Here is a 16,032-nt window from a genome sequence, read left to right as displayed (position 1 = left end):
GGCGGCGCCCCGGCTGCCGCTCAGAGCTGCTCGGGGCGGCGCTCCGTCAGGCCGTACTTGCGGGCCAGCGGGTTCCAGATCTGCGCGGCCTGCTTCTTGGCCGCGGTCGCCTGGCCGCTGGCGGCGTTGCCCTGGGCCGTCTGCCTGGTGGCGCGGGCCTTGCCCTTGTGGCAGCCCTTCTTGCCGCCGACCTGGCCCGCCCAGGCCGCGTAGTGGTTGTCCGCGGAGGCCGAGGACTGCCAGGCCTTGGTCAGCGCCGCGGTCAGCTGCGCATGGCCGGGGATCTTGTCGACGGGCAGCTGCTGCAGCCGCTTGACGAGGTCGTTCCGCTGCCCCGCCGCGGCCCGCAGGTCCTTGGCCGCGCCGCCGAGGTTGTCGCAGGACTTGATGCTGTTGACCGCGTTGATCACCGAGGAGCGGCTGTTGTTGCTGTCGCCCAGCAGCGCGTCCAGCCCCTTGGCCTGGACCTCGGCGGGGTCGGTGGTCGGCTTCGGCTCGTCCTTGTCCTTGGCCGCCTCGGTCGTGCTCTTCCCCGCGCCCGGCTGCTTCACCGGATCGTCGCCGCCGCCGCTCAGCGCCCAGCCGACGCCGAGGCCGGCACCGGCGAGGACCACGACGACGATGCCGATGATCGCGGCCGGGGCGAGCCGGCGGCGCCGGCCACCGCCGTCGTCATAGGAGGCGGCCTGCTGGTCGTATCCGCCACCGGGCGGGAACTGCTGCCCGTGGCCCTGCCCTCCGTACGGGGGCCGGCCCGGGTCCTCGAAGCGGGGCAGCTGGGCGGTGGAGTCCGGGGCGCCCGTCTGCTGGACGCCCGGCCCGTCGCGGAACAGGCCCTCGAACTCGGCGGGCGTGGGGCGCTCGCCGGGCGCACCCGGGCGGACGCCGTACGGCGCGCCCGGAGGCGGGGCCGGCACACCGCCGCCCACCGGGGGAATGAGCTGGGTGGCCTCGGAGTCGCCCGCGGCACCCGGGGCGCCCGCGGGGGGCATCGGCTGGGGCTGCGGCATCGGCTGGGCCTGGCCCTGGGGGCCGCCCTGCGCCGGCTTGATCGCGCGCAGCATGGTGGTGGACTCGTCGGGCGTCTCGGGGCGCGTGGCGGCCGCGGGCGGCAGCGGCGCGGCACCGGGTGCGCCGGACGGGGCACCGACGGGGGGTATCAGCGCGGTGGCCTCGGCGTCGCCCGCCGCGGGCGGCAGCGGCGCACCGGTCTGCGGGGTCGCCCGCACCAGCTCCCCGGACGGGCCCGGCAGGGCCTGCGGGTCCTGGGGGCCGCCCTGCTGGCCGTACGGCTGCTGGGGCGCCTGCTGGCCGTACGGCTGCTGTGGCGGCTGCTGCTGGCCGGGCGCCTGCGGTGCGGGCTGCTGGCCGGGCGCCGGGTACGGCTGGCCGCCGTACGACGGCGCGGCGGGCGGCAGCGGCGCGGGCTGCTGCGGCATCTGCTGGGGCGCCTGCTGCGGCATCGACGGCGGCAGGGACGGTGTCGGCGACTGCCCCTGGGGCGGCGCCGGGAAGCCCTGGCCCCCCTGGGGCTGCGCCTGCGGCGGCAGGGGGGCCTGGGCGGCCTGCGCCGGGGGCTGGGCGTGGCCCGGCTGCTGGCCGTAGCCCTGCCCCGCGGGCTGCTGGCCGTAGCCCTGCCCCTGGGCGGGCTGCTGCCCGTACGCCTCAGGGCCGGGGGCGGCCTGCTGGCCGGGGCCCCAGGGCTGACCCCAGGGCTGACCGGCCGGCGGTGCGGCCTGCTGGTCGGGCACCCACGGGTCACCGCCGCTGGCGGGCAGCACAATGCCCTCTCGCGCGGGACCGGCCGCAGAATCCTGCGGGTCGTGACCCTGTCCGCTCTGCGTCACCGTGACTCCTACCAACGTGCAGACCTACGGAATCGTCGGCTGCACGCTACCGGTTCGCAGCAACGTTCGACCACGTCCCCTGGTCACCGTGGCGGTCCGCCCCGTGCCCTGAGGCGGTTCTCACACCGCCGCGGCCCGGTGTCAGGCGGCCGCGGCCCGGAGTTCCAGGCGTGCGCTGAACTCCCTGACGACCGGTTCGTCCCGATACGGCTCCAAACGCAGCTGAAAGTCCTCCAGATACTCCGAGCCGCGGTCCGAACGCAGCGTGCTCAGCAGCTCCACCGCCTGGGTGCCCGTATGGCAGGCCTGCTCCACCTCGCGCTGCTGCACCTGGGCGCCGGCCAGCAGCAGCATCCCGATGGCGCGGCGCCGCGCCCGGCCCTCGGGGTGCCCGTTCAGCGCCTCCAGCGCGCGCTGGCCGGCGTGCCCGGGCTGCCCCAGGTCCCGGTGGCAGTGGGCCAGTTCATCGGCCAGATACGCCTGGTCGAAGTGCGCGATCCAGACGGGGTCGTCACCCGCGTCGGCGGCCGCCTGGGCACGCTCCATCGCGGCGACCGCCCGGCCGGCGACGACCTGGAAGGCCCGGCCGTCGCCCATCAGGGCGTGCCCGCGCGCCTCCGCCGCGCAGAACATCGCCTCGGTGCGCGGGGTGACGTGCCCGCGGGCGCCTTCCTGTGCGGCGCGCGCCAGTTGGGAGATCTCCCGCGGGTTGCCCAGCGAGGCGGCCAGATGGCTCATGCTCGCGGCGAGCACATAGCCGCCGTAGCCGCGGTCGCCGGCCGCCTGGGCCAGCCGCAGCGCCTGGATGTAGTAGCGCTGCGCGAGACCGGGCTGGCCGGTGTCGACGGCCATGTAGCCGCCCAGCTCGGTCAACCGCGCGACGGCGGCGAAGAGTTCGCGCCCCACGGACTCCCGGTACGAGCCGGCGAGCAGCCCGGAGACGACGCTGTTGAGGTAGTGCACGACGACCGGCCGGACGTGCCCGGCGCCGAAGCGGTGGTCGAGTTCGCCGAGCGCCGTGGTCATGGCGCGGACCGCCTCGACGTCCGAAACCCCGACCCGGGCGCCGGCGTTCCGGGCGACCTGGGTGTCCGCGCCGGTGATCAGCCAGTCGCGGCTGGGCTCGACCAGCGCCGAGGCCGCGACCGTGGAACCGCTGAGGAAGTCGCGCCGCCCGACGTCGCTGCGCCACAGCTCACACACCTGCTCGATGGCCCCGAGGACGGTCGGCGAGAACTGCAGCCCCACCCCTGACGCGAGGTTCTTGCCGTCGGCCATGCCGATTTCGTCGATGGTGACCGTGCGCCCCAGCTTGCGGCCCAGTGCCTCCGCGATGACGGCCGGGGCGCGGCCGCGCGGCTGCTGCCCGCGCAGCCAACGGGCCACGGACGTCTTGTCGTAGCGCAGGTCGAGCCCGTGCTCCGCACCGCACATGTTGACGCGGCGCGCGAGCCCCGCGTTGGAGCAGGCGGCTTCCTGGATCAGCGCCTGCAGCCGCTCATTGGGCTGCCGCGCGACGAGTGGCCTGGCGGCCATGCTTGTACCCCCTGGTTACTGCTGCGCGTTCGCCGTCGAACGCCGTTCCCCGAGATCGATGCCCCGCGCATATCCCGGATATCCGAGAGATCCTTGATATGAGCGATGGGGCGGGATCGGAGTGATACACGCTTTGCAGCGGATGCCGCTTCGTGAGCGGTTTGTGCAACCTTCCGGGCATCCCGTGCGAGGCACTGTTCACGAGAGCTGGTCACGAAAGCCGGTCAGGAGACCGGCCCACGGGACACACGACAGGTTCACGACACATGGTCACGAGACGGGTTTCACGGATGGGGAACGGCGGGGCGGCGCTCGTGCACTGAGGAGCGGCACCGCCGTGCAGGGCCTCCCCCTGATGCACCGCGGACTGCCGCCGGGCGGCCTCTCCGCCCGTCACGCAGGTGGCTACCCGCTCGCCGGGCCCCCTCCGCACACGCGCCCCCACCGGTGCTTCCATGCGCCCCACGAGCGAGAACGATGCGCCGGGCAGGTCATCCATTCAGCCGTAACCCTTGGTCATACGGAGAGTTGTCATCTGCGTGGAAGAGACCATCGGAGTCACAGGAGCCTCGCAGATCCCCAAGCAGCGCGGCGAGCAGCTGCTCGAAACTGCGGTGCGTTACGCGGAAGAACGGCATTGGGACGTGTTCCCCGGCGCATGGCTGGAGCACGACGGCGAGACGCCGCGCTGCTCGTGCGACGCCGACGACTGCGCTGCGCCGGGCGCGCACCCGACCGCCCCCGGCTGGGCCGGGCTGGCCAGTGGCAGCGCGACGGCCGTCCGCCGTATGTGGAGCAAGCAGCCGCGGGCCTCGATTCTGCTGCCGACGGGCCGGGCGTTCGAGGCGCTCGACGTGCCCGAGACCGCGGGCTGCCTGGCGCTGGCCCGTATGGAGCGGATGGGTCTGACGCTCGGCCCGGTCACCCGCACCCCGGACCGCCGGATGCTCTTCCTCGTCCTGCCCGGCGCTTCGGTGAAGGTCCCCGCTCTCGTACGGGGCATCGGCTGGGCGCCCGCCGGCCTCGATCTGATCTGCCGCGGCGAGGGCGAGTACATCGCCGCCCCGCCGACCCGGGTGGGCTCGCACGGCTCGGTGCAGTGGGCGCGCCGCCCCACCGCCACCAACCGCTGGCTGCCGGACGCGGAGGAGCTGATCAGCCCGCTCGCGTACGCCTGTGCGCAGGACGCGGCGGCGGCCCGGGCACGCTGACCCGGGCCCGCCCGTGCCGCCGCCACCGGCCGCCCCGCCACGCCCCGCTGTCGGTACCTGCTCGTATCGTGGGATGCCGGACGGGGGTCAGGACGGCCCCTGCGGGGACGTCGGAGGGCAGGACCGGTGGCCAACGAGCCGGAACACAACGATGAGCGGGCCGTGCCAACGCCGCCTCAGCAGGACGCGGCCGGCGCTTTGGGCGGGCCGGCCGTGGCCCCCGCCGGCGCCGCGGCCGGTCCGCCCGCGGTACGCATCCAGGGCCTGTGGAAGAAGTTCGGCGAGCAGATCGCCGTCAACGGCATCGACCTGACGCTGCCCGCGGGCCGCTTCATCGGTCTGGTCGGCCCCAACGGCGCGGGCAAGACCACCACCCTCTCCATGGTGACGGGCCTGCTGCGGCCGGACTCCGGGCTGGTCGAGATCGGCGGGCACGACGTCTGGCGGGACCCGGTCGCCGTCAAGTCCCGGATCGGTGTGCTGCCCGAGGGGCTGCGGCTCTTCGAGCGCCTGTCGGGGCGCGAACTGCTCGCCTACATAGGCCGGTTGCGCGGCCTGCCGGGCGACGAGGTCGACAAGCGGGCCGGCCAGCTGCTGGACGTCCTGGACCTGGCCGGCTCCCAGCACAAGCTGGTGGTGGACTACTCGACCGGTATGCGCAAGAAGATCGGGCTGGCCGCGGCGCTGCTGCACAACCCGGAGATCCTCTTCCTCGACGAGCCCTTCGAGGGCGTCGACCCGGTGTCGGCGCAGACCATCCGCGGCGTGCTGGAGCGCTACACCGCCTCCGGGGCGACGGTGATCTTCTCCAGCCATGTGATGGAGCTGGTCGAGTCGCTGTGCGACTGGGTCGCGGTGATCGCCGCCGGGCGGATCCGCGCGGACGGGCCGCTCGCTGAGGTCCGCGGCACGGCGCCCTCACTGCAGGACGCCTTCCTCGAACTGGTCGGCGCGAACGACCGCGCCGCGGGGCAGAGCCTGGACTGGCTGGGCGGTGGCGGCGCCCGATGAGCACCGAATCCGCCGCGGCGGCCCCGCGTCCGGCCGCCGCACCGTCCCCGACCGCCGTCTTCGTACGGCTCAAGCTCTCGCTGCTGCGCAACGGGCTGCGCCAGTCGACCGGGCGCACCCTGGCGTACGTCGCCTCCGTCCTGGCCGGTCTGCTGTTCGCCGCGGGCGCCGTGCTGGGGCTGATCGCGCTGCGCGGCAACGCCCATGTCGGCGCGCTGGTCGTGCTGCTCACCGGCATCCTCACCCTGGGCTGGGCGGTGATGCCGCTGTTCTTCCCCGCCTCCGACGAGACGCTCGACCCGACCCGGCTGGTCATGCTGCCGCTGCGGCCGCGGCCGCTGATCGTCTCGCTGCTGGTGGCCTCGCTCGTCGGCATCGGCCCGGCCGTCACCTTCGCCCTGGTGGCCGGCTCGGTGATCGCCGTTGCCCAGGGGGCGCTCGCCACGGCCGTCGGCGTCCTGGCCGTCGTCCTGGTGGTGCTGGTGTGCGTGTCGCTGGCGCGCGCGGTCGCCACCGCCTCGGTGCGGCTGCTGACCAGCCGGCGCGGACGCGATCTCGCCGTGCTGAGCGGCCTGTTCATCGCGGTCGGTGCGCAGGGCGTCAACATCGCCGCCCAGAAGCTGGGCCGCCCGGACGGCCTGTCCGTACTGGAACCGCTGGGGAACGTGCTGCGCTGGGTGCCGCCGGCCTCGGCGATCAGCGCGGTCGAGGACGCCGGCCGGGGCGCGTACGGGCGGGCGCTGGCCGGGATGGCGCTGACGGCGCTGGCGCTGGTCCTGCTGCTGTGGTGGTGGCAGCGCACCCTGACCACCCTGATGACCTCGCCGGACTCCTCCACCCTCCAGGCCGTCGAGAAGGACAGCGCGCGCCGGTCCGGCACCGGGGAGCGGGGGCTCGCGCGGCTGCTGCCGGGCGGGCGTACGGGCACGGTCATGCTCCGTACGCTGCGCTACGCCTGGCGCGACCCGAAGTCGAAGATGTCCTGGGCGACCTCGATCGGCGTCGGTCTGCTGGTGCCGGTCGTCTCGGCCGTGCAGGGCAGCGGCAGCATCTACACCGCCTTCTCGGCGGCCGCGCTGCTCGGACTGCAGATGTACAACCAGTTCGGGCAGGACACCTCGGCGTTCTGGATGGTCGCCTCGACGATCGCCACGCCTCGGGACGCCTATCAGGAGCTGCGGGCCCGTGCGCTGACGCTGGCGATGGTGGCCGTCCCGTACGTCACGCTGGTCGTCGTCGGCACCGCGGCGCTCATCGGGCCGTGGTCGGACTTCCTGGAGGTGTACGGGCTCTCGCTGGCCGTGCTGGGTGCGCTGCTGGCCACCGGCGCGGTCTCCTCGGCGGTCTTCCCGTACTCGATCCCCTCGGAGAGCAACAAGAACGTCGCCCCCGGCCAGGGCGCCATCGCCTGGTTCAGCCTCTTCGGCGGGGTACTGGCGGGCGCGGTGCTGTGCGCACCGCTGCTGGCACTGACCATCTGGCTGCATGTCGCGGGTCTGCACGCGATGCTGTGGGTACTGCTGCCGGCCGGTGTGGTCTACGGCGCGGGGATCGCCGAGCTGGGCCTGCGGGTGGCGGCGCCCCGCGTGGCCCGTCGGCTGCCGGAGATTCTGGTGGCGGTCAGCAAGGGGTGAGCCCCGGGCCGAGGCCTTCCGGACTCCTGCGCAAAGGCTGCCGGGACGCCGCGCCGACGGGCCGGTGCGGCCGCGCCGAGAGGTTGTCCACAGGCTGCGACGGCCGGTGTGCGAAGGCGGTAGCGTCGTCGTGACGACGTGGACGACAGGGGGTGGGGGCGGTGCTGCGCGCCGGAATCGCGGTGGGGACGGGCTGGTTGGCGGTGCTGCTGTGCGCCGGCACCGCGCAGGCGGCACCGGCCGGCCCCGTGCCGCCGGACTCCGCCCCCCACCGCGTCGAGGCGTCCGCGCGGGAGCAAGCGTTTCCCGCGGCCACCGCCGGCCCCGGCAGCCCGGGCCGCACACCTGACAAGTGGTCCGGCGCGGACAGGGAGTTCAGCGAGGTCGCCGCGCGCACGGCCGACCCGGCGGCCGCGCAGGGCTCGCCGTTCGTGCGGATCCTGTCCCGGGCCGTCGGGCCGGTGCTGCTGCTGGCCGCGGTGGTTCTGCTGCTGCGGCGCCGGGCGCGGCTGCGTGATCTGCCGACGCCGTACGCGCTGCCGCGTTCGGTCTTCGCCGCCGCGCGGCAGGCCGACGAGGCGGGGCTGCGCGGCCTCGCGCACGAGGAGGTCGTCCGGCTGGGCGAGGAGGCGCGCGCCGCGCGGGGCCGCCCGGCGGGCGCCGAACGGGCGTTGGACGCCTGTGCCGCGGCCCACGCGGTTCTGGGCCGGGCGCGCGGAACCGCCGATCTGGCGGGGGTGTTCGCGCTGATCGCCGAGGGCCGCGCGGCGCTCTCCACAGCCCCGGCCCCGCTGCCGCTGTGCTTCTTCCACCCGCTGCACGGGCCGGGGGCCCGCCGCATACCCTGGCGGCCCCCGGGCAGCCGTGAGCAGCTGCGGGTGGCCGCCTGCGAGCGCTGCCTGCGCGCCGTACGCGCCCGGCGCGCCCCGGAAGTCCTCACCGACCGCCGGGACGACCGCCCGGTCCCTTACTTCGAGGTGCCCGCCGGGGAGAGCCTCTGGGCGGCCACCGGCTACGGCTCCCTGCTCGGCGGGGACGGCGACTCCCTCGCCGGGCGCGTCCAGCGCTGACCGCTGCGTTTGGCCGGTTTTCCACCTTGCGGGCTTTCCCGCCATGGGGGATACGCGTCGCTGCGCCTGCGGCGGGCGGTTGTGTGTTAGGCGGTGACGGCGTACCGCCCGCCGCGTGGAGGTGCCTCCCCTGTCCTTGAGGCAGCGGGTGTCCTGGAGGCAGCGGGGGAACGACGGCGGCGGGCCCCACGGCGGGAGAGCCGGCCGAGAGCCGGCCGTATGAGGGCCCGTCACCTGCCGCGGAGGGTCAGGTCCGCATCGTCGCCGCATGCAGGAACGGCTCGATCTCGTCGCACCATGCGTCCGGCTGTTCCCAGGGGAGCAGATGGCCTGCGTCGGGGATCTCGGCGTAGGCGCCCCGGGGCAGGACGCGGACCATCTCCTGGGCTTCGGCGCGGCCCAGTTCGGCGTCGAGGCCGCGGACGACGAGGGCCGGGCACGACACCTGGGCGAGCTCTTCCCAATGGGCGTCATGGACCCAGGTCTCGCGGGCGGTGAGCATCTGCCGGCGGGAGAAGACCGGGCGCCAGCCGTCGGCGCGCTCGGCCATCACCTCGGCGAAGAACTCACCACGGGCCGGCCGGGGCCGCTCCAGGGTCGGGTCGTCCTCGCCGAACCACTTGCGGACGTCCGCGAGGGTGGCGAACGGCACCGGCCAGGAACGGAACCACTCGGTCCATTCGCGCTGCGAGGCCGCGCCCAGCGCGGACGCCCGCATATCGCAGATGACCAGCGCACTGACCAAGTCGGGGCGCCGGGCCGCTAACTGCCATGCCGTCAGGGCCCCCATGGCATGCCCGACCAGGGCGACCGGGGCGAGGCCGAGCTGCTCGACGGCCGCGATGGCGTCGTCGACGTACGCCTCGCGGTCGTAGGGCCCCTCGGCGGGCTTCTCACTGCGGCCGTGGCCGCGCTGGTCCAGGGCGACCGGGCGGTGACGGGCGCTCAGCCGGCGGGCGGTGCCGGCCCAGTGCGAGGCGCGCCCCATCAGACCATGGAGCAGCAGCACGCCCGGACGCTGCTCGCTCCCCTCCAGGCCGCCGCCGATCTTGGGCGGGTCGGTGAATTCCCAGGCGGCGAGTCGCACGCCGCCGGCCCCTGTCACATCGATGCGCCGCACCATGTGCCCTGGCACCCCCAATCGTCCCTTGAGCAGCTCCACACTATCGAACCCCTATTCGAACGTGCCGTTCCGGCGCGCAACACCCCTCGTTCGAGTGACCTCGCTCAAGGATTGCCCGCGCTCGCCACGGGGAGACATCTGCCGGGAGGCGGGCCCTACCGGGAAGGGGGCCCGTGGGGGAAGACCCTGAGAGCTCGGGGCTCCGGGTCTTGGGTGGGGGACATGGGGAGGCAGGGCCCCGGCTGCTCGCAGCGCCGGGGCCCTGACCGTCTCCAGACTCAGCGGACGCATCCGTGCCCCCTCCCTGGCAAGGACAGGCCGACGCATGGCCATGCGTCAGCCTGACACGGGACCGGCCGTATCGCACGGATTCGCACAAGTCCGTTCAACGCACAAGGACGTGCCGAGCCCGCTCAGCGGCGCGTCGGCGCAGCTCAGCGGGCTCACGAGGGGCACCCGGAAAGAGTGCGAAAAGGAAAGAAACTGCTTTCAGCGGCTTCCGCAAGCCGCCGTCGGCAACCCGCGTGCGGTACGCCGCCCTCAGCGGGGCACCGTCCGCGAGCCGCCGTCAGCACGCCGTCCGCCGACCGTATATGGCGGACCGTCAGCGCTTGGCGACGAAGACATGCGCGGCGATCTCGGAGTCGAGCTCGGCGGCCTCGCCGCTGCTGCCGACCAGCACACCGGCCGGCGACTCCGTCACGCTCACCACCGCGCCCGGCTGCACACCGGCCCGCCGGAGGGTGTACATCAGCTGGGCGTCCGCCTGGATCGGCTCACCGATCCGGCGCACCACGGCCGTCTTGCCGTCGGCACCGGCGTCCAGATCCATCAGGCTCACCATGCCCGCGTCCAGGAACGGATCGGCCTCGGCCTTCTCGCCCAGCTCCTCCAGGCCCGGGATGGGGTTGCCGTACGGCGACTCGGTCGGATGCCGCAGCAGCTCCACGACGCGGCGCTCGACCGCCTCGCTCATCACATGCTCCCAGCGGCACGCCTCGGCGTGCACCTGCTCCCATTCGAGCCCGATGACGTCGACGAGCAGGCACTCGGCGAGGCGGTGCTTGCGCATCACCCGGGTCGCCAGCTGCCGGCCCTCCTCTGTCAGCTCCAGATGCCGGTCGCCCGCGACCGTCAGCAGCCCGTCTCGCTCCATGCGCGCCACCGTCTGGCTCACCGTCGGGCCGCTCTGTTCGAGCCGCTCCGCGATGCGGGCGCGCATGGGGACCACACCTTCCTCTTCCAGTTCGAGGATGGTGCGGAGATACATCTCCGTGGTGTCGATCAGTCCGGACATGCGTGCCCCTCGATGTGTGGTGCGGTGGCCCTGGACTCAATTCTGACGCATCCCACTGACAACCGTGCCTCCTCGTCCGCGGACCGGACCACTCTCGGCCGTATTGACAGGGCGCTGGTCCAGACCGCAACGTGATCCGCGCCACTGATCAGATGCGACGAGATCCGACGTGATCCGACGAGAGGGGCCCGCGGCGATGGCTGACAGCGACCGGAGCGACCAGCTGGCCGGAGAGTACTTCGACGCCGCGATCGGGCTGCTGCAACGGGTCCGCGACACGGAGAGCGACCGGATCACCGCGGCCGGCCGGCTGATCGCGGACAGCGTCGCGGCGGGCGGCCGGGTCTTCTCCTTCGGCGCCGGGCACTCCTCGCTCCCCGCCCAGGACACGGTCTACCGCGCGGGCGGTCTGGCCGTCATGAATCTGCTGTCCGTGCCGGGAGTGGTCGGGGTGGACGTACGGCCCGCGACGCTCGGCAGCGCGCTGGAGAGGGTCGACGGGCTGGCCGCGGCGGTCCTGGACACCAGCCCGCTCCAACCGGGCGACGTGCTGGTGGTCATCTCGCTGTCGGGGCGCAACGCGCTGCCCGTGGAGATGGCGATGAACGCACAGGCCCTGGGCATCAAGGTGATCGGCGTGACGTCGGTGGCGTACGCGGACGCCACCACGTCGCGGCACGCCTCGGGCGGCTTCCTCAAGGACCACTGCGACCTCGTCCTGGACAGCCGGATCCCGGTCGGCGACGCGGAGCTGACGCTGCCGGGCATCGACGCGCCGTTCGCCCCCGCCTCCACGGTGGTCACCAGCGCGATCATGCAGGCCGTGGTGGCGACCGCCGCCGGCACCCTCGCCGAACGGGGCATCGACCCGCCGCTGCTGCGCTCGGGGAACGTCGACGGCGGGCACGACTGGAACGCCCGGGTGATGACCGAGTACGCGGACCGGATCTTCTACCGGCACTGAGCACGGTGCGGGCACCGGCGCGCGCCGCCCCCGGAACGCGGCCCCCTCAGGCCGACGCCGCGCCCGCCAGGTCCAGGGCCGCGGCGATACGGGCCGCGACCTCCTCCGCGTAGTCCGCGTCCGCGCGGTCGAAGGGGCGGCGCGCGGGCGAGCGCAGAAAGGTCAGCACGCCCAGCGTGCGGCCGCGGCTGCGCAGCACCGCGCACAGGCCGTGCACGGTGCCGTCCGGCCAGTTACGGGCGGCCGCCCAGCCCTCGGCCGGGGCCAAGCCGGCGCTGCTGCGCACCGAGCCGCGCCGCTCGTACGCCTGGAACGCCGGATGGCCCCGCACATACGGCACGGGGATGCCGGTCACCGCGGACGCCTTCGAGGGGCCGGGCGCACCGGCCGGGGAGGACAGCCTGCGCACCAGGGCGCAGCCCGCGCCCGCCCCCGCGCAGCCGCCGTCCGCATCGCCCGCGTCGCGGGCCTCGTAGGTGTCGTCCCCGGCGACCGCCCCGTACGGCGCCGGAGCGGGTGTGGTGGCGAGGTCGACCAGGCCGTGGTCGGCGAAGCCCGCCAGCGCGAAGTCGAGGTGGACCGCGGCGGCCTCGGCCGGGTCCGGGCACTCCGCGGCGGCCCGCCCGGCGCGGTGGAGCTGATGGGCGCGGAAGCGCAGCAGGGAGTTCTCCTGTTCGGCACGCTTGGCCTCCGTGACGTCCTGGAAGAGCCAGGCGACTCCCAGCGGCACCGGCTCCTCCGCCAGCGGCGAGGCCAGCCGGACGAAGCCGCTGCGCCAGCACCGGCGCGGCAGCTCGCCGTCCTCGCAGCGCAGCGTCACCCACAGCTCGGCGGCGGCCGGCGGCGCGCCCTCGGCGAGGACGTGCTGCAGGGCGCCCTCCAGCTCCTCGACGCCCTGCGCCAGCAGCTCGCCCAGCGGCCGCCCCAGCATGGCCGTGCGCCCCACGCCCAGCGTGCGGGCGGCGTGCGCGTTGACGACGGCGGGCCGCAGATCGGCGTCGACCAGCACCACCCCCCACGACGCGTCCTCGAAGAGCGCCTCGCTCAGCGCGATGGACCGCTCCAGGTCGATCTGGGTGTGCACCTCGCTGAAGGCGCAGTACACGCCCGCGACCTGGCCTGCGGGGCCGCGGACGGCGGAGGACTGGGTGCGGACCAGGACGCGGTGGCCGTCCTTGGTCAGCAGGGCGAACTCATGGACCTGGCGGCCCGGGGAGCGCATCGCGGCCGTGAGCGCCGCGCCGATGCCGTCGGCGTCCTCCTTGCGGACGGCCCAGCCGGTCAGGCCCGTACGGCCGACGGCCTCCCGGGCGGTCCAGCCCAGGATGCGCTCGGCCTCGTGGTTCCAGTGGGTGACCGTGCCGTCCGCGGCGAAGGCGACCAGAGCCGCGTCCATGCCGTCCAGGAGCGCGGCGAGCAGTCCGGAGTCCTCGGTGTCGTCGGCGGCGCAGCGCGCCGCGGCCGAGGAGCCGGAGAGACCGGAAGAAGCCGACGATGCAGTCACTGGCACCCCTCACGAACACGGCCGCACGTGCTCCACCTGGGAACATTCAACTGGAACGTGACCTGGCCCACACCCGATTCGAGGAAATCGTTGCTTCCGGAAAAAATCCGTTGTGCGGCGCCGGACGGCTTCCTAATGTGTGGGGCACACGAGAAGGGAGGTGGTTCGGCAGATGATTTCGCACCGGACGCGTGAGGTGGCTGCGGGCTAGCGGCCCGTCGCTTCACCGAAGTGCAGCGCCGGACCAGCGCATACTGCAGATGCGCAGCCGGCCAATCCCCAGCAGTCACCCGACCCGCGGGCTGCCGGTTCGTCCGACCGGCCCTTCGCGCCACCGAGCGCGGAGGAACAGGCCCGCGGGTCGTCTGCGTGTGTACGGCGCCCCCGCCGCGCCCGGGTCAGGGCGCCAGGCGCTCCACCTTCCAGGTCACGCCGCCGGCCTCGCTCCCGGTCTCGCGGACGTACCGCAGCCGGTCGTGCAGCCGGTTCAGCCGGCCCTGCCAGAACTCGACGGTCTCGGCGGCGATCCGGTAGCCGCCCCAGTGCGGCGGCGCGGGCACCTGCTCGCCCTCGGGGTAGCGGGCCGCCAATTCCTCGTAGGCGCGCTCCAGTTCCTCGCGCGAGCCGACCGGCGCCGACTGGTCGCTGGCCCAGGCGCCCAGCTGGGAGCCGTGCGGACGGGTACGGAAGTAGGCGGCGGTCTCGTCCCGGCCGATGCGCTCCGCGGTGCCGGTCACCACGACCTGGCGGGAGAGCGGATGCCAGGGGAACACCAGGGAGATATGGGGGTTCTCGGCCAGCTCGCGGCCTTTGCGGCTGTGGTAGTTGGTGAAGAACACAAAGCCGCGGTCGTCGAACGCCTTGAGGAGCACGGTGCGTGAGCTCGGCCGGCCGGCGGCGTCCGCCGTCGAGACGACCATGGCGTTCGGCTCGTGCAGACCGGCCACGGTCGCGTCCTTGAACCAGCGCGCGAACTGGTCGTAGGGGCTGGCGGCGAGGTCGGACTCGGAGAGTCCCTCGGCGCGGTAGTGCGCACGCATGGTGGAGGGATCGGGGGTCTCGGAGTGAGGCGCGTCGGCTGGGTGCACGGCCTCATCTTGCAGCATCGCCGCGGGCCCGGTCAGCCGGGAGGGGCGGAAGTCTGCCCCCCGTCGACCAGCCGTAACCCTCCCGTCGGCAAATCGACCGGTGTGCCGGATGTCACGCTTCCCCGCAGGTGAGGGACCCGCCAAAATCATGGTCCGGCCCACTGTGGCCTCCGGACAGGGGGCGGCTATCGTGTTCCGTCCGGCCCGAGGGGACGCGTCGCGCGCCCCGCCACACGGCCTGTCAGCACCAGCACCACACGCCTGCGCCCGCCCGCGGCCCGACCCACTGCGGACAGGACCCTCGCGTGACCCATGCCCTGGCGGGGCATCACCGGGGTGACCGGCACGGACCGCGAGCTGCCCGCGCAGCCGCGTAGCCGCGTCGGCGCCGCACACCAGACCCGACCGCACGGCAGCCGGTCATGGACCGTCCGCCGTCCCCATCTTGAGGAGCCGCCTGATGTCCGACTTCGTACCCGGACTCGAGGGAATCGTCGCGTTCGAGACGGAGATCGCCGAACCCGACAAGGAGGGCGGCGCGCTCCGCTACCGCGGGGTCGACATCGAAGACCTCGTCGGGCAGGTGTCTTTCGGGAACGTCTGGGGACTGCTGGTCGACGGGGCGTTCAACCCCGGTCTGCCGCCCGCCGAGCCGTTCCCGATCCCGGTGCACTCCGGCGACATCCGGGTCGATGTGCAGTCGGCGCTCGCCATGCTCGCGCCCGTGTGGGGCCTGAAACCGCTGCTGGACATCGACGAGGCGACCGCCCGCGACAACCTCGCCCGCGCGGCGGTCATGGCGCTGTCGTACGTCGCCCAGTCGGCGCGCGGGCAGGGCCTGCCGATGGTGCCGCAGAAGGAGATCGACAAGGCGGAGACCGTCGTGGAGCGCTTCATGAAGCGCTGGCGCGGCGAGCCCGACCCCAAGCACGTCAAGGCCGTCGACGCCTACTGGACCTCGGCCGCCGAACACGGCATGAACGCCTCCACGTTCACGGCGCGGGTGATCGCCTCGACGGGTGCGGATGTGGCGGCCGCGCTGTCCGGTGCCGTCGGCGCCATGTCCGGACCGCTGCACGGCGGCGCGCCCTCCCGCGTCCTCGGCATGATCGAGGAGATCGAGCGGACCGGCGACGCGCGCGCGTATGTGAAGCAGGCGCTGGACAAGGGCGAGCGGCTGATGGGCTTCGGCCACCGCGTCTACCGCGCCGAGGACCCGCGGGCGCGGGTGCTGCGGCGCACCGCCAGGGAGCTGGCCGCCCCGCGCTTCGAGGTCGCCGAGGCGCTGGAGAAGGCCGCGCTGGAGGAGCTGCACAACCGCCGCCCGGACCGGGTGCTGGCCACCAACGTCGAGTTCTGGGCGGCCATCGTCCTGGACTTCGCCGAGGTCCCGGCGCACATGTTCACCTCCATGTTCACCTGTGCCCGTACGGCGGGGTGGAGTGCGCACATCTTGGAGCAGAAGCGGACGGGCCGACTGGTCAGGCCGTCGGCCCGGTATGTGGGGCCGGGGGCTCGGAGCCCCCGGGAGATCGCGGGTTACGGGGACATCGCGCGCTGAGCCTTCGCTGTGCTTTGCCGCGGCCGACGTTTTCGGCTTCACGCCGTGGGGGTTGTTCGCCGTTGCGCCTGCGGCGGGCTGATTGCCGCTGCGCGGGGCTGTTCGGCTGCCGGTGACGGTCCTCCGGGGCAGGGTGTCCGGACTGCTTCGCTTTACGTCCGGACACCCTGCCCCGCCGGCCCGCCC

General features: G+C 73.9%; 12 protein-coding genes. 6 read left to right on the top strand and 6 right to left on the bottom strand.

Annotated elements, in window-relative coordinates:
- Window positions 1-20: 20 nt before the first annotated feature.
- Together ACWD6P_RS25240 and ACWD6P_RS25235 are read right to left on the bottom strand one after the other, a co-directional pair.
- Complete coding sequence (locus ACWD6P_RS25240) at window positions 21-1,847, bottom strand: hypothetical protein (RefSeq protein WP_451446444.1); 1,827 nt, start codon at window positions 1,845-1,847, stop codon at window positions 21-23.
- A gap of 141 nt (window positions 1,848-1,988) precedes the next feature.
- The gene (locus tag ACWD6P_RS25235; protein WP_451446443.1) at window positions 1,989-3,383 is read right to left on the bottom strand and encodes a transcriptional regulator; all 1,395 of its coding nucleotides are present in this window, start codon (window positions 3,381-3,383) and stop codon (window positions 1,989-1,991) included.
- A 539-nt stretch (window positions 3,384-3,922) separates the two neighbouring features.
- Between ACWD6P_RS25235 and ACWD6P_RS25230 the strand changes: the two genes are divergently transcribed.
- The 4 genes from ACWD6P_RS25230 to ACWD6P_RS25215 all read left to right on the top strand — a co-directional run bounded on the left by ACWD6P_RS25230 (window position 3,923) and on the right by ACWD6P_RS25215 (window position 8,309).
- Window positions 3,923-4,594: a bifunctional DNA primase/polymerase gene (locus ACWD6P_RS25230; RefSeq protein WP_451446442.1), complete on the top strand. Its 672-nt coding sequence runs from the start codon at window positions 3,923-3,925 to the stop codon at window positions 4,592-4,594.
- Window positions 4,595-4,720: 126 nt separating this feature from the next.
- Window positions 4,721-5,605: an ABC transporter ATP-binding protein gene (locus ACWD6P_RS25225; RefSeq protein WP_451446441.1), complete on the top strand. Its 885-nt coding sequence runs from the start codon at window positions 4,721-4,723 to the stop codon at window positions 5,603-5,605.
- A complete protein-coding gene (locus ACWD6P_RS25220; RefSeq protein WP_451446440.1) occupies window positions 5,602-7,239 on the top strand; it encodes a transporter in 1,638 nt (545 codons plus the stop codon). The genes ACWD6P_RS25225 and ACWD6P_RS25220 overlap by 4 nt, the downstream gene beginning before the upstream one ends.
- A 161-nt stretch (window positions 7,240-7,400) precedes the next feature.
- The gene (locus tag ACWD6P_RS25215) at window positions 7,401-8,309 is read left to right on the top strand and encodes a hypothetical protein (RefSeq protein WP_451446439.1); all 909 of its coding nucleotides are present in this window, start codon (window positions 7,401-7,403) and stop codon (window positions 8,307-8,309) included.
- Window positions 8,310-8,556: 247 nt separating this feature from the next.
- Here the strand turns inward: ACWD6P_RS25215 and ACWD6P_RS25210 are convergent, their stop codons facing one another.
- Both ACWD6P_RS25210 and ACWD6P_RS25205 read right to left on the bottom strand, forming a co-directional pair.
- Window positions 8,557-9,432, bottom strand: a complete 876-nt coding sequence (locus tag ACWD6P_RS25210) for an alpha/beta fold hydrolase (RefSeq protein WP_451446438.1) — start codon at window positions 9,430-9,432, stop codon at window positions 8,557-8,559.
- 604 nt (window positions 9,433-10,036) lie between these two features.
- Window positions 10,037-10,729 carry a metal-dependent transcriptional regulator gene (locus tag ACWD6P_RS25205; protein WP_451446437.1) on the bottom strand — a complete coding sequence of 231 codons (693 nt, stop codon included), beginning with the start codon at window positions 10,727-10,729 and terminating at the stop codon, window positions 10,037-10,039.
- Between the two features lie 196 nt (window positions 10,730-10,925).
- Here ACWD6P_RS25205 and ACWD6P_RS25200 point away from each other — a divergent pair, with 196 nt between their 5' ends.
- Window positions 10,926-11,693, top strand: coding sequence for an SIS domain-containing protein (locus ACWD6P_RS25200; protein WP_451446436.1), 768 nt, complete (start codon window positions 10,926-10,928; stop codon window positions 11,691-11,693).
- A gap of 46 nt (window positions 11,694-11,739) precedes the next feature.
- Here ACWD6P_RS25200 and ACWD6P_RS25195 read toward each other — a convergent pair whose 3' ends face one another.
- Both ACWD6P_RS25195 and pdxH read right to left on the bottom strand, forming a co-directional pair.
- The gene (locus ACWD6P_RS25195) at window positions 11,740-13,197 is read right to left on the bottom strand and encodes a PAS domain-containing protein (RefSeq protein WP_451446435.1); all 1,458 of its coding nucleotides are present in this window, start codon (window positions 13,195-13,197) and stop codon (window positions 11,740-11,742) included.
- 398 nt (window positions 13,198-13,595) lie between these two features.
- Window positions 13,596-14,237: a pyridoxamine 5'-phosphate oxidase gene (gene pdxH / locus ACWD6P_RS25190; RefSeq protein ID WP_451446475.1), complete on the bottom strand. Its 642-nt coding sequence runs from the start codon at window positions 14,235-14,237 to the stop codon at window positions 13,596-13,598.
- A gap of 508 nt (window positions 14,238-14,745) precedes the next feature.
- On the opposite strand from pdxH, the gene ACWD6P_RS25185 reads away from it, so the two are divergent.
- Entirely contained in the window at window positions 14,746-15,846 is a 1,101-nt protein-coding gene (locus ACWD6P_RS25185) for a citrate synthase 2 (protein WP_451446434.1), read from the top strand.
- The last annotated feature ends 186 nt before the right edge of the window (window positions 15,847-16,032 follow it).

The organism is Streptomyces sp. NPDC002446 (assembly GCF_053595675.1).
Note: the sequence above shows the minus strand (reverse complement) of the source record. Positions and strands in the feature narration are given on the sequence as shown.

Bases quoted from the DNA above. Each gene is read 5' to 3' on its own strand.
- pdxH (WP_451446475.1), bottom strand. From the start codon at position 14,237: ATGCGTGCGCACTACCGCGCCGAGGGACTCTCCGAGTCCGACCTCGCC.
- ACWD6P_RS25235 (WP_451446443.1), bottom strand. From the start codon at position 3,383: ATGGCCGCCAGGCCACTCGTCGCGCGGCAGCCCAATGAGCGGCTGCAG.
- ACWD6P_RS25185 (WP_451446434.1), top strand. From the start codon at position 14,746: ATGTCCGACTTCGTACCCGGACTCGAGGGAATCGTCGCGTTCGAGACG.
- ACWD6P_RS25220 (WP_451446440.1), top strand. From the start codon at position 5,602: ATGAGCACCGAATCCGCCGCGGCGGCCCCGCGTCCGGCCGCCGCACCG.
- ACWD6P_RS25205 (WP_451446437.1), bottom strand. From the start codon at position 10,729: ATGTCCGGACTGATCGACACCACGGAGATGTATCTCCGCACCATCCTC.
- ACWD6P_RS25210 (WP_451446438.1), bottom strand. From the start codon at position 9,432: ATGGTGCGGCGCATCGATGTGACAGGGGCCGGCGGCGTGCGACTCGCC.
- ACWD6P_RS25200 (WP_451446436.1), top strand. From the start codon at position 10,926: ATGGCTGACAGCGACCGGAGCGACCAGCTGGCCGGAGAGTACTTCGAC.